This window comes from Bacillus sp. AR8-1, assembly GCF_008042345.1.
Lineage (GTDB): Bacteria > Bacillota > Bacilli > Bacillales > Bacillaceae_G > Bacillus_A > Bacillus_A cereus.
Genome location: NZ_QNUB01000010.1, coordinates 14,182 through 27,127 on the forward strand (window position 1 = coordinate 14,182; position 12,946 = coordinate 27,127).

The following is a 12,946-nucleotide window of genomic DNA, read 5'->3' on the forward strand; positions in this document are numbered from 1 at the left end:
ACACTTGTTCTCGAATGTTTTATACGTTATAATAACAACTTAAATAGCATTATTTACATATGAGGTGAAAAACATGAACAAAACAGAATTAATTAAAAACGTAGCACAAAATGCTGAGATTTCTCAAAAAGAAGCTACTGTAGTTGTACAAACTGTAGTAGAATCAATCACTAACACTTTAGCTGCTGGTGAAAAAGTACAACTTATCGGATTCGGTACATTCGAAGTTCGTGAAAGAGCTGCTCGTACAGGCCGTAACCCACAAACTGGTGAAGAAATGCAAATCGCAGCTTCTAAAGTACCTGCTTTCAAAGCTGGTAAAGAACTAAAAGAAGCTGTAAAATAATGAAAAATATCCTTCTCATTTATGAGAAGGATATTTTTTTCATAACATAATTAATAAAAATCTGACCATTATGCTGTTTCTTTTGTTCCTTTATGCAAATAAAACCTTTACTTTCAAAGAAAGGTCTTGCTGTAATACTCGCTTCTGTATAGATTTCCCTATGCCCTAGGTTCACTGCTTCTTTTTCTAACTTCTGTAATATGGATGAGGCTATCCTTTTCCCCTGATAATATTTATGTGTAAATAAACGATCTACGTAATGATCCTCATTATAATCTCCAAATCCGACTATCACACCGTTATGATCCGCTACATAACTAATATTCTTTTCTAAAGACTTTAACCAGCTTTCTCTATCTAGTCGATCTGGTGCCCATGCTTGTAGCTGTAACTCATTATAATCTTTTGCATTAACCGTATGAACTGTTTCATAGAACAATTGTAATACTTGATTTAAATCTTCTTTCTGAAATGTTCTAATTATAATATCTTTTAACATATATAAGTCTCCTTACCAAACTACCTCTTAACTTTTCTACTATATACGATTCCATAATTCTTCTTTATTATATCGTTTTAATTTCTATACGAACAAAAAAACAATACTTATTCAAAGTATTGTTTTTTAATTCTATTCAATTACTTAATGTAGCTTTTTAAGATTTTAATTTAACTCTTTGTAATCGTAATGCATTTAATACAACGGATACAGAACTAAATGCCATCGCTGCTCCAGCAACCCAAGGGGCTAAGAAACCTAATGCCGCAATTGGAATTCCTAACGCGTTATAAGCTAATGCCCAGAATAAATTTTGTTTAATATTTCTTATCGTCATTTTACTCATAAAGATCGCATCAGCAATACTATTTAAATCACCGCGGATTAACGTTATATCCGCTGCTTCCATCGCTACATCCGTTCCCGTTCCAATTGCCATACCAATGTTCGCTGTAGCAAGAGCAGGAGCATCATTTATCCCATCTCCAACCATCGCTACTTTCTTACCATTTGCTTGCAGTTTTTTCACTTCTTCTGCTTTTCCTTCTGGCAATACTTCTGCAATTACGTGATCAATACCAACTTGCTTTGCAATCGCCTGAGCAGTTTGTGTATTATCTCCTGTAATCATCACAACGTCTAGACCCATTTTTTTCAGTCTTGCGATAGCTGCTTTTGAAGTATCTTTCACAGTATCTGCAACGGCAACTATACCAGCATATTCTTTATCGATTGCAATAAGCATTGCTGTTTTTCCTTCTCGTTCTAGCTCTTCCATTGATTTTGAAACTTCTTCAATATCAATATTGAATTTCTTCATTAATCGACGTGTGCCAATTAATAATTGTTTTCCTTCTACGACTGATTCGATACCAAATCCAGGAATCGCTTCAAACGTTTCTGAACTTGGAATATCAATTTTCTTTTCTCTAATTCCTTCCACAATCGCTTCTGCAAGTGGGTGTTCAGAATTTTTTTCTGCCGCACCTACTAAACGTAGTATTTCTTCTTCATGGAATCCATCTGCTACAATTATATCTGTTAACACAGGCTTTCCGTTTGTCACAGTACCTGTTTTATCTAGAATAACTGTATCTAATCGGTGCGTTGCTTCTAAATGCTCTCCACCTTTAAATAAAATACCATACTCAGCCGATCTTCCTGATCCTGCCATAATAGATGTAGGCGTTGCAAGACCTAATGCACATGGACAAGCGATAACAAGTACTGCTATCATTTTCTCAAGTGCTCCGCCAAAATCACCAGGTGTAACAAATATCATCCATACTGCAAATGTGATAATCGCAATCACAACTACAACCGGTACAAAAATACCTGAAATTTGATCCGCTACCCTTTGAATAGGAGCTTTTGAACCTTGTGCCTCTTCTACTACTTTAATGATTTGAGCTAATGCAGTATCTCTGCCTACTTTAGTTGCTTTCACTTTTAAAAAACCATTTTTATTTATTGTCGAACCTATTACTACATCCCCAATTGACTTATCAACAGGAATACTTTCACCCGTTAACATCGATTCATCAATCGCTGATTTTCCTTCTACAATCTCACCATCTACTGGTATTTTTTCACCAGGCTTTACATAGACGATATCACCAGCTACTACTTCTTCAATCAAAATTTTTATTTCTGTTCCATCTCGCACAACTGTAGCTGTCTTCGCTTGTAAACCCATCAATTTTTTAATTGCTTCTGATGAGCGCCCTTTTGCTTTCGCTTCAAATAATTTACCTAAAATAATTAATGTAATAAGTACCGCACTCGTTTCAAAATATAAATCTGTCATATGTTTCGAAGAACCAATAGATTGAATACTTAAATATACACTATAGAAATACGCGGCCGACGTTCCAAGCGCCACGAGAACATCCATATTCGCACTTTTATTACGTAACGCTTTATAAGCTCCAACATAAAACTGTCCACCAATGATAAATTGAACAGGGGTTGCAAGTGCTAGTTGCACCCAAGGGTTCATTAACATATCCGGTAAATAAATAAACGACGTAAATGAGAAATGACTAACCATTGCCCACAATAATGGGAAAGATAAAATAAACGAAATAATAAACTTCTTCTTTTGTCTTTCAATTTCTTGTAATCGATGATCAGTTGATGCATCTTGATCATCTGGTTTCACTTCTAATTTATATCCTAGCTTCGTAATCGCACTCTTCATTTCATTTACATTAACTTCATCAGGATTAAAGTCTACTGTAGCTGATTCTAAAGCAAAATTTACTGTCGCTTTGTTCACACCATCTAACTTATTTAAACGCTTTTCAACTCTATTTGCACATGCTGCACATGTCATTCCTGAAACAGTAAATTCAGCTTTATCACTTACAATTCCATATCCTAATGATTCAACTTTTTCTTTAAATTGTTGCGGATTTGTTTTAGTTGGATCGTACATTATTTTTGTTTTTTCAAGCGCAAAATTTACATTTGCCTCATGAACACCTTCTACTTTTTTTAGACCTTTTTCAATTCTATTTGCACATGCCGCACATGTCATTCCTGATATTTGAAGATTGGCCTCTTTTTTTTCATTCATGTCTCTCACCTCTATATACCCTTATGAGGTATAATTATTAGCAAAATAAATCGTACTTCATTTAAAGTACGATTTATTTCCATATCTAAAAATAATTATTGAACATCGTATCCTTGATCTTCGATTACAGCAACGATATCTTTTAATGTTACAGCAGACGAGTCGATAGTAACTTCAACAGTTCCTTCTGCTAATTGAACCTTCACTTGTTCAACACCGTTTAGCTCTTTCACACTGCTTTCGATAGCATTTACACAATGTCCACAAGACATACCTTCAACTTGTAATGTTAACTGTTCCATTTAAAATCCTCCTCTTGTTTATTCATTGTTTGTTAATCACAATTACATCTTACCATACCCCCCTAAGGTAATCAATGGTTTTGTATCATGATTTTTCAATTATTTTCTAAAAGTTTATTTTACACACACTTTTTCACTACAATACACCAAAATCCAATATGAGGGTAAACAAAAAAACAAGCCAGTTAAATACTAGCTTGTTTTTACGCTTTTGAAAAACGTTCAAATACTGTCATTAATTCTTCAATTGCTTCGTCACCATTTCCATTTTTAATAGCTCCTGAAACACAATGACTCGTATGATTTTTGAGAACACCCATTCCTACTTTTTTCATCGCTGCATTAATCGCTGAAATTTGCACTAAAATATCTACGCAATAACGATCATTTTCAATCATGTTTTGAATACCGCGGACCTGTCCTTCAATTCTCTTTAATCTATTTATAATCTGTTCTTTTTCTTTTTCTGATCTATGTGTTACTGCTTCATGCTCTTTATGATCCATATTATCACCTTCTTAAAGTTTCTCTTCATCCAATAAAACAATTGTTTTTTATGAGTATACCAATTATAGCATTAAATATCTACGCATGATACCCCATAAGAGTATATTTACACTTTATGATTATTCTTAACAACTCATTAGCTTCTTAATCTCAATTTTCAGTATACCCTTTCCTTTTTGTCAAAAAATCATTATATCTCTCATCAAAATTCAATAAAGTGAAACAAGAATAAGCGAGGATTACCCGCCCCCGCTTATTCTTCGTCTATAATGTTTTAATTTTAATTTTCAGATATTTAACCCTAGAATTTTTCTTTCCATATATAATTATTGCTGATCACATACTTTTGTATCATTTACTACTGAAGTTCCTTCAACGGTTACCGTATGAAAACAATCATTCACTCGAACTGTCACAACATTATCTTGCCGATCAATGATATGATATTCATTAAAATTTTTATTCAGAGCACTGCGAATTTGTTCTCCTTCATAAATTGGGATGCCATGCGATAAAACCCAAATAAGTCCAGCGATAGCAAGAATTGTTTTCATACGATCTACCTCCTTGGGAATATAGTGAACTTTTCATCCATGCTTTTTCAGCTCTACGAATCCTGATTGTAATAAACCAAGCCTTTTGGAAATAAGTTCATTTCGTCTATTTTATGTTTATGCTAATTGTGACCGAATTGTGACAACTTTTTGTCTCTTTAGACGAAAAGTTGAAACAAAACTTTCAAAAAGGACAATTCTACATATTAAAAAGGTTATGGAATGTTTTATCCATAACCTTTTTTCCTATACGTAACTAATAAACCTCAATCCTTTACTTAAAGACGTCGGCACAACAGATGCATGATTCTCCCCTTCAGCTTCATAAAACTTAAATTTAAGTTTATCGTGGTTTACTTGGAGAAGGCGCTCTGATAATTCATTTGCACCTACAACCATATGCTCTCGTTCAAGTGATCCAACTGTAAGGAACACTCCTGTTTCAAACTTAGCATTGTTTAATTCAATTATAAGGTTCTCTTCTTTTTCAAGAACGGATTTATTATTCCACCATATAGATGGACTACTAATAAAATAATTTTGAAAAGCATTCAAGTTTGTAAATAGTATATGCAAAGCGAATAGGCCACCTAAAGAATGCCCAAATAAAGTTTGCTTACCTTTATCAATCTCAAAATTCTTTTCAATTTGTGGTTTCAGTTCTTCTTCAATAAAAGTAAAGAAATTATGTGCTCCTCCTGTTTTAGGCCACGGTTTACCGTCTGGTTTTAAAGGGGCATCTTTTGAAATTACGCTAGGCGTAAAATCATAGCACCTTTCTTCCCCTGAAAATGCGCCTTCAATTGGATAACCCACTCCTACTATAATAGCTGGTGAAACACCGGTTTTTTCCGCTCTTACTGATTGTATTTTAACTGCTTCATGAAATGTTTGAAAAAAGGCATTGCCATCTAATACGTAAATGACAGGATATCCTGAATCCGGTGCTGGTTGCCTCGGCTTTGAAATATGAATTTGATATTCCTTACCTTCTAATTTTGAATACATTTTCCACTGCTCTGTATTAGATGTTATAATCTGCTGTTTTTCAACTGTAGTATTCACCCTATCCCCCCCTTTTTAACTTGTTACATATATTTCGATTTTTTCTTCTTGAGATACAACGCTATCATAACCGAAACAAACAGGAGCCCCGTTATACGGATCAATCATGACACGTGCATCAATATGAAATACTTCTTTTAACACTTCATTTGTAATGATTTCTTCTGGGCTACCAGTTGTAACAATTTCTCCTTCCTTCATTGCAATAATTTCATCTGAAAACCTTGCTGCATGGTTAATATCATGTAATACCATAACAACCGTACAATTATGTTCTTTATTTAACTTCTCCACAATTTGTAATACATCTAATTGATGAGACATATCAAGGTATGTAGTTGGCTCATCTAATAGCAACACTTCTGTCTCTTGTGCTAATGCCATCGCTAGCCATACCTTCTGTCTTTGGCCACCTGATAAATTTGCAATTTGTCTCGTTCGAAATTCAGAAGTTTTCGTTATATCTAATGCCCAATCAATCATTTCTTTATCTTTTGTCGTTAACTTATTTACGTTATTTCGATGTGGATAGCGTCCATAAGAAATTAATTCTTCCACTTTAAGTTCACCTGGTGCAATTGGAGTTTGCGGGAGTAAAGCTAACTGCTTCGCAATTTCTTTCGTTGGAATTGTATGTAAATCCTGTCCTTGCAAATATACTTTACCGCTTTTTTGTTTTAAAATTCTTCCCATTGTTTTTAACAATGTCGATTTACCGCAACCGTTTGGACCTATAATTGTCGTTACTTTTCCTTCTTGTATTTCCACATTTAAATCGCGAAACACTGTAAGCTTTTCATAACTTGTTTCTAAATTTTTTGCACTTAAAATACTCACTTTTATTCCTCCTCTTACGCTTTCGCCTTATAAAGTAAATATAAGAAATACGGTACACCGACAATAGAAATAACGATTCCAACTGGTAGCTCTACAGGTGTAAAAACTGTTTTCGCAATAAAGTCTGAAGCAATTACAAGAAACATTCCGATTACGCCGCACGTAGGAATTATATACTTATGTTGAATACCGACAAGCCTTTTCGCTATATGCGGTGCCATTAAGCCAATAAAACCGATACTCCCTGAAACAGCAACACATGCGCTCACAAGCCCGATACTACTTAATAGTAAAATCGATTTCTCTCTTTCTACTGAAACACCTAAACTTGTAATACTCGTTTCTTCCAATTGAAATAAATCTAATAAATAAGCTTTCTTTTGTATAAGCGGAATTAAGATAATAAGCCATGGTAACATAGCCACAATATACTTCCAGTTCGCACTATATATGCTTCCAGACACCCACACTGCGGCCATTTCAAAATCAGTTGACTTCATTTTGAGTGATAAGTACATAGAAAAGGCTCCAAATCCTGATCCAATTGCAATCCCTGTTAATAAAAGTCGCTGCGAATCTAATTTACCGTTTTTCCAAGAAAACAGATAAATGATGATAGCTGCACCTAATCCGCCTACTAAACCAAACATTGGCATCATCATAATAGAAACCCAGTCTGTGCTTTTTAATTGCCCTTGAAAGAAAAACATAAAAATGACAATCGCTGTTCCTGCTCCGGCATTTACGCCTAAAATACCTGGGTCCGCCAACCCATTTCTCGTAATCCCTTGAATAACGGCACCCGCAACACCAAGGCCTAATCCTACTAATCCAGCAATTACGATGCGCGGAAGGCGAAACTCAAAAATAACTAAATCATGTTCTGGTACTGGATCAATTCTAAACAGTGTTTTAAATACATCTGTAATCGTAATATCGAACGTACCATTTGTTAAACTAATATAAATAGCACATAGTATTAAAAATATAATAATCCCCATCGTCATTCCGAAACGTTGACTTGAACTTTTAGGCATGTCGCTCTCCTCCTCTAGTACGGATTAAATAAAGGAAGAAAGGAATTCCAATTAAAGAGGTAACGACTCCAATAGGTGTTTCAAATGGATAGTTTACAAATCTACTCAAAACGTCACATAACGCTAAGAAAACGCCACCAATAACACCTGCACATGGCAAAATCCACTTATAATCTACCCCAATTATAAAGCGGGTAATGTGCGGAATAATTAAACCTACAAAACCAACTTTCCCCACTAAAGCAACTGCTGTTCCTGTTAAGAAAATTACCGATAAAATTGCCATCGCTTTAACTAGTTTTGTACGTTGCCCTAAATTAATAGAAACCTCTTCGCCTAATGAAAGAATGGTAATAGATTTTGATATTAACAGTGCTAAAATTATTCCAATTATCCCAAACGGTATCGTGATTTTAATGATATTAGGATCTACTTGATCTAACTTTGCATTAAACCAAAAACTAACATTTTGAGAAATTTGGAAATACGAAGCCATTGCAGCCGATACACTACTTAAAAATGTTCCAATAACTGTTCCTATAATCGCTAACCTAACTGGTGATAAGCCATTTTGAAGGAGCGAACCAAAACCAAACACGATACCGGCTCCTAGTGCAGAACCAATCATTGAACATAAAACCATACCAATTGATGACATTCCCGGAAGAAAAATCATGCTAAGTGTAATAACAAAGGCAGCGCCATCCGTCACACCCATAATAGAAGGGGATGCAAGATAGTTTCTTGTCATCCCCTGCATAAGTGCTCCTGATATGGCTAGAAATGCTCCGACTAAAAGAGCTGCAACTACCCTTGGTAAACGTGAAGTAATAATAATATTATGATTTACATCGCTTGAATCAAAATGAAATAATGCGTTCCACACTGTTTCAGCGTCAATACTTTTTGCCCCATACAAAATCGAAAGTATAACTGTAAATAAGATGAGTATGGGTGCTATACATAATATAGTTACTGGTACTGCATTTGTTTTCTGCATATCATTCAACGCACCTTACTTATTGTATTATTTAGATAAATTTTTCACTGCTTCTTTTAAGAATGCTGTTTTACTCCAAGCTGTACCACCTTGTGCCATTGGGTCTACAACATTTACAAATACTTTCTTTTCTTTCGCAGCGTTCATACTTTGCCAAATTGGATTATTTTCAATATCTTCTAGCACTTTCGGTTTATTATTTTCACTTGCTTCGTATTGCAAGAAGATATAATCAGGATTAACTTCAGCTAATTTTTCTAAAGAAATTTTTTCTTGTGCTTTTACCGTTTTAAGTTGTTCTGGAGCAGTTAGTCCAAGATCTTTATAAATTACAGGGTTAAAGTATACTCCTTCTGGGTATAGGAATAAGTCATTTGCTCTTAGTCTAATGACAAGTACTTTTTTATCTTTTAACTTATCTCCTAGTTTTGCTTTTGCTTTTTCAGCGTCCGAATTGTAGTCTTTAATAATTTTTTCTGCTTTATCTTTTTTACCAGTTAATTCTCCCATTAACTTTAAGTTATCTTCCCAATTTGTTGAAACGTGTGATACCGGGAATGTAGGAGCTACTTTCGTAAACTTTTCAGCTGTTTCTGCTGGGAATTTCGTACTTGATGTAATAACGTCTGGTTTTAATTGAAGTAATGTTTCGAAATTTGGTTCCATTTTCTCACCAACAGATTTCGCACCTTCTAAATCTTTCTCAAGATACTTCGGTAATTTACCACCAACAGTAATGGCACCAACTGGTTTAATTCCAAGTACTGCCGCATCTTCCATTGACTCTAAACTAGCTGTCGCAATTTTATCTACTTTTGCTGGCACTGTATATTCTTTACCTAAATATGTAATTTTTCGTTTTTCATCTTTTTTCGTTTCCGTAGCTTTTGTCTGTTGTTTTTGCTCGCCTGAAGTTTTATCCGCACTATTACATGCCGCTAAACCTACACTTAAAACTGTAACCATCCCTAATGTAAATAACTTTTTATTCATCTTTATATATCTCCTCTCGAATTTTCCAAACTATATTCTCAATAAAATTTAACTATATGAAACTTGTCTTACATATATATTTCATTAGATTAATAATTCTATCCAGAACTCATTCTCGTTCACTTCCCCTAAGCTATAATTCTTTTATACCTCATCCATTGATAATATTTTTCATTGATAATGATTATCGTTACTAAGTATATATTTAATATGCAATTATTTCAAGAAAGATTTGAAAAATTTTAACAAACTGAATTAAAAAAGAAGTATCCGCCTAATGTTAGATGGATACTTCTTTTTTTAGAAATTTATATGTAATTCAACTGGACAATGGTCAGATCCCATTACTTCACTATTAATTTTCGCTTCTGTTATTTGGTCTTTCATTCTTTCCGAAACAACAAAATAATCTAAACGCCATCCGATATTTTTCGCTCTCGCGCCCATACGATACGACCACCACGAGTATGCACCTTCTTGATCAGGATAAAGGTAACGATATGTATCAACAAACCCTTCTTCTAAAATACATGAAAATTTCTCTCGTTCCTCATCAGAGAATCCAGGGTTTTTACGATTACTTTTCGGATTTTTCAAATCGATTTCTTTATGAGCAACATTTAAATCTCCACAAAAAATAACTGGTTTTTTCTCATCTAATCGTTTGATATAGGACTTGAAATCATCTTCCCATTTCATTCTGTAATCTAATCGTTCTAATCCACGTTTTGAATTTGGTGTATATAACGTTATCATGTAAAAATCTTCGAATTCTAAAGTAATAAGTCGTCCTTCTTGATCATGCTCTTCAATGCCTAAACCATATGTAACTGAAAGCGGTTCTTTTTTTGAAAAAATAGCCGTTCCTGAATATCCTTTTTTCACAGCATAATTCCAGTATGTATAATATCCCTCTAGATTTAAATCAATTTGTCCTTCTTGTAATTTAATCTCTTGTAGACAAAATATGTCAGCACTTGATTCCTCAAGATATTCCAAAAATCCACCTTTTGCGATAACAGCTCGCAAACCATTTACATTCCATGAAATTAACTTCATTTATAGTCCTCCTCTTGATGTTTATTTCCAAATTTCATGCTATCACAAAATAGAAAACAATCATATTTTCACCTTTGTAATCTTGCTCTTACATTTATGAATACATACATACGCACTTTATTCAGGTTATACTAATTTCAGAGGTGATGTTCTATGCACAAGGAAGGAGTTACATTAACAAATGAGTATTGGCAAGCAATTATTCATAATGATTCTTCCTATGATAGCAAATTCTTTTATGCTGTGAAATCAACTGGAATCTTTTGCAGACCATCATGCAAATCAAGAATACCGAATAGAAACAATGTACGAATTTTTCATCATGCAGAGCAAGCATTAAGTGAAAACTTTCGCCCGTGCAAACGTTGTAAGCCAAACGGGATCACTTTACCTAATGAAGAGTGGGTAGAACAAATTAAAGACTATATCGAAAAGCATTATGACGAATCCTTAACTCTCGACATGCTTGCGGAAATGTGTCACGGTAGCCCTTTTCATTTACAGCGTACTTTCAAAAGAATAATAGGGCTAACTCCTATAGAATATATACAACAATTCAGGGTTCTTAAAGCAACCGAATACCTTTTACACACAAATCAATCTATTAAAGAAATTAGTACTGCTGTCGGGATAGAAAACCCAGAGTATTTCGCAACTTTATTTAAAAAGAAAACCGGATTTACTCCTACTGAATATCGAAAAAAGAACGAAATGAAAGAGGGATACGATAATGAATTCCTACAAAAATAATTATATATATTGGACGCTACTTACACATAAAAATTGGCGATTTCATATTGCTGCAACTGAAAATGGACTATGTTTCATTGGATCACAAGACGAAAATTTTGAAGAATTAGATATATGGGCTAGAAAAAAACTGCCCCAACATATATTGACCCATAGTCCAGATTACTTGCAAATATATACGCAAGAAGTTATCGAGTATTTAGAAAACAAGCGAGAAACTTTCACATTTCCTATCGATGCTTATGGAACTAATTTTCAATTATCTGTTTGGAATACGGTACGTGAAATTCCTTATGGAAAGACATATTCTTATACAGAAATTGCTGAAAGAATTCAAAAACCTAAAGCTGTGCGCGCCGTTGCTTCTGCTATTGCTGCTAACCCTCTTCTTATTACCATTCCTTGTCACCGCGTTATTGGGAAGAATGGGAAACTAACCGGATTTAGGGGCGGATTAGAAATGAAGAAAAAATTGCTTACATTAGAAAAGTTGCAGGTGGAATTCATATGACAACAGAATATAATAGCGCATTATCTATAGCAGTTCCAAAAGAATTTTGTTTCCAAGAAAATTTACGTTATCTATCACGTTCTAACAATGAATGTATGTTCCATATTGAAGATAACAAAATTTATAAAGTTATCCCTGTTCAAGATGTAAATCCTTTAGTTGAAATTAGTGTGAATACAGATGGAAATATTCAAATACGTTGTTTAGAAGAACCATATACATCTGAAAAATCGATACGTGAAGCTGTAGTTAACTATGTAAAAGAATGGTTTGATTTAACTACTGATATAGCCCCATTTTATACATTAGCTAAACATGATTTACTCCTTCAAGGACCAATTGAACAATATTATGGCCTTCGTACTTTAGGCATTCCAGACTTATTTGAGGCACTTTCCTGGGGAATTATCGGTCAACAAATTAACCTAACATATGCTTATACGCTAAAAAGGAGATTAGTTGAGCAATTTGGAAGTTATGTAGAATGGGACGGTAGAAAACATTGGATATTCCCATCACCTGAAACAATTGCAAATCTACATGTAGAAAATCTTCAACAATTAAAAATGACGACTAGAAAATGTGAATATTTAATCGGTATTGCGAAGCTTATTACAGAGAGAAAATTATCAAAAGAGGATTTACTGCAAACACAAGATGTAAAGGTTGCTGAGAAACAATTAACTGCTATCCATGGTATAGGACCATGGACTGCCAACTATGTTTTAATGCGTTGTTTAAGATTTCCTTCGGCTTTTCCAATTGATGATGTTGGTCTGCATAATGCAATTAAATTTATAACAGGTTCCGAAAATAAACCGACAAAAAATGAAATAAAAGATTTCGCGGCAAACTGGGCTAATTGGGAGTCTTATGCGACTTTTTATTTGTGGCGAGTACTATATTAA

Annotated in this window: 15 protein-coding genes; 4 read left to right on the forward strand and 11 right to left on the reverse strand. The window is 34.1% G+C overall.

Annotation, left to right across the window (positions count from 1 at the left end):
• The first annotated feature begins 73 nt into the window (after positions 1-73).
• A complete protein-coding gene (locus tag DN400_RS07010) occupies positions 74-346 on the forward strand; it encodes an HU family DNA-binding protein (protein WP_001043904.1) in 273 nt (90 codons plus the stop codon).
• Between the two features lie 19 nt (positions 347-365).
• On the opposite strand, the gene DN400_RS07015 is transcribed toward DN400_RS07010, so the two are convergent.
• The 11 genes from DN400_RS07015 to DN400_RS07065 form a co-directional block, all read right to left on the reverse strand.
• Positions 366-845, reverse strand: coding sequence for a GNAT family N-acetyltransferase (locus DN400_RS07015; protein ID WP_065229221.1), 480 nt, complete (start codon positions 843-845; stop codon positions 366-368).
• Between the two features lie 157 nt (positions 846-1,002).
• Positions 1,003-3,423, reverse strand: coding sequence for a heavy metal translocating P-type ATPase (locus DN400_RS07020; RefSeq protein WP_065229222.1), 2,421 nt, complete (start codon positions 3,421-3,423; stop codon positions 1,003-1,005).
• Between the two features lie 95 nt (positions 3,424-3,518).
• On the reverse strand, positions 3,519-3,725 hold the full coding sequence (copZ, locus tag DN400_RS07025; protein ID WP_000436973.1) for a copper chaperone CopZ: 207 nt from the start codon (positions 3,723-3,725) through the stop codon (positions 3,519-3,521).
• A 203-nt stretch (positions 3,726-3,928) separates the two neighbouring features.
• Positions 3,929-4,231, reverse strand: coding sequence for a metal-sensing transcriptional repressor (locus DN400_RS07030; protein ID WP_000349637.1), 303 nt, complete (start codon positions 4,229-4,231; stop codon positions 3,929-3,931).
• A gap of 327 nt (positions 4,232-4,558) precedes the next feature.
• A complete protein-coding gene (locus DN400_RS07035) occupies positions 4,559-4,786 on the reverse strand; it encodes a hypothetical protein (RefSeq protein ID WP_000849103.1) in 228 nt (75 codons plus the stop codon).
• A 246-nt stretch (positions 4,787-5,032) separates the two neighbouring features.
• Positions 5,033-5,851, reverse strand: coding sequence for an alpha/beta hydrolase (locus DN400_RS07040; RefSeq protein WP_001098701.1), 819 nt, complete (start codon positions 5,849-5,851; stop codon positions 5,033-5,035).
• Between the two features lie 15 nt (positions 5,852-5,866).
• Positions 5,867-6,688: an ABC transporter ATP-binding protein gene (locus DN400_RS07045; RefSeq protein ID WP_000025764.1), complete on the reverse strand. Its 822-nt coding sequence runs from the start codon at positions 6,686-6,688 to the stop codon at positions 5,867-5,869.
• A gap of 14 nt (positions 6,689-6,702) precedes the next feature.
• Positions 6,703-7,725 (reverse strand): FecCD family ABC transporter permease, encoded by a 1,023-nt coding sequence (locus tag DN400_RS07050; RefSeq protein WP_023522806.1) that lies wholly within the window; start codon positions 7,723-7,725, stop codon positions 6,703-6,705.
• Entirely contained in the window at positions 7,718-8,725 is a 1,008-nt protein-coding gene (locus DN400_RS07055) for a FecCD family ABC transporter permease (protein ID WP_001173064.1), read from the reverse strand. Before DN400_RS07055 ends, DN400_RS07050 begins: the two co-directional genes overlap by 8 nt.
• Before the next feature lie 27 nt (positions 8,726-8,752).
• The gene (locus tag DN400_RS07060) at positions 8,753-9,718 is read right to left on the reverse strand and encodes an iron-hydroxamate ABC transporter substrate-binding protein (RefSeq protein WP_001035498.1); all 966 of its coding nucleotides are present in this window, start codon (positions 9,716-9,718) and stop codon (positions 8,753-8,755) included.
• Between the two features lie 300 nt (positions 9,719-10,018).
• Positions 10,019-10,777, reverse strand: a complete 759-nt coding sequence (locus DN400_RS07065) for an exodeoxyribonuclease III (protein ID WP_065229223.1) — start codon at positions 10,775-10,777, stop codon at positions 10,019-10,021.
• Positions 10,778-10,930: 153 nt separating this feature from the next.
• Between DN400_RS07065 and DN400_RS07070 the strand changes: the two genes are divergently transcribed.
• The 3 genes from DN400_RS07070 to DN400_RS07080 are packed head-to-tail and all read left to right on the forward strand — an operon-like array spanning position 10,931 to position 12,946.
• Entirely contained in the window at positions 10,931-11,527 is a 597-nt protein-coding gene (locus DN400_RS07070; protein ID WP_065222997.1) for a bifunctional transcriptional activator/DNA repair enzyme AdaA, read from the forward strand.
• A complete protein-coding gene (locus DN400_RS07075) occupies positions 11,508-12,038 on the forward strand; it encodes a methylated-DNA--[protein]-cysteine S-methyltransferase (RefSeq protein WP_065229224.1) in 531 nt (176 codons plus the stop codon). Before DN400_RS07070 ends, DN400_RS07075 begins: the two co-directional genes overlap by 20 nt.
• The gene (locus DN400_RS07080) at positions 12,035-12,946 is read left to right on the forward strand and encodes a DNA-3-methyladenine glycosylase 2 (RefSeq protein ID WP_147801593.1); all 912 of its coding nucleotides are present in this window, start codon (positions 12,035-12,037) and stop codon (positions 12,944-12,946) included. The genes DN400_RS07075 and DN400_RS07080 overlap by 4 nt, the downstream gene beginning before the upstream one ends.

Bases quoted from the DNA above. Each gene is read 5' to 3' on its own strand.
- DN400_RS07030 (WP_000349637.1), bottom strand. From the start codon at position 4,231: ATGGATCATAAAGAGCATGAAGCAGTAACACATAGATCAGAAAAAGAA.
- DN400_RS07010 (WP_001043904.1), top strand. From the start codon at position 74: ATGAACAAAACAGAATTAATTAAAAACGTAGCACAAAATGCTGAGATT.
- DN400_RS07060 (WP_001035498.1), bottom strand. From the start codon at position 9,718: ATGAATAAAAAGTTATTTACATTAGGGATGGTTACAGTTTTAAGTGTA.
- DN400_RS07020 (WP_065229222.1), bottom strand. From the start codon at position 3,423: ATGAATGAAAAAAAAGAGGCCAATCTTCAAATATCAGGAATGACATGT.
- DN400_RS07075 (WP_065229224.1), top strand. From the start codon at position 11,508: ATGAATTCCTACAAAAATAATTATATATATTGGACGCTACTTACACAT.
- DN400_RS07065 (WP_065229223.1), bottom strand. From the start codon at position 10,777: ATGAAGTTAATTTCATGGAATGTAAATGGTTTGCGAGCTGTTATCGCA.
- DN400_RS07055 (WP_001173064.1), bottom strand. From the start codon at position 8,725: ATGCAGAAAACAAATGCAGTACCAGTAACTATATTATGTATAGCACCC.
- DN400_RS07035 (WP_000849103.1), bottom strand. From the start codon at position 4,786: ATGAAAACAATTCTTGCTATCGCTGGACTTATTTGGGTTTTATCGCAT.
- DN400_RS07080 (WP_147801593.1), top strand. From the start codon at position 12,035: ATGACAACAGAATATAATAGCGCATTATCTATAGCAGTTCCAAAAGAA.
- DN400_RS07015 (WP_065229221.1), bottom strand. From the start codon at position 845: ATGTTAAAAGATATTATAATTAGAACATTTCAGAAAGAAGATTTAAAT.
- DN400_RS07050 (WP_023522806.1), bottom strand. From the start codon at position 7,725: ATGCCTAAAAGTTCAAGTCAACGTTTCGGAATGACGATGGGGATTATT.
- DN400_RS07070 (WP_065222997.1), top strand. From the start codon at position 10,931: ATGCACAAGGAAGGAGTTACATTAACAAATGAGTATTGGCAAGCAATT.
- copZ (WP_000436973.1), bottom strand. From the start codon at position 3,725: ATGGAACAGTTAACATTACAAGTTGAAGGTATGTCTTGTGGACATTGT.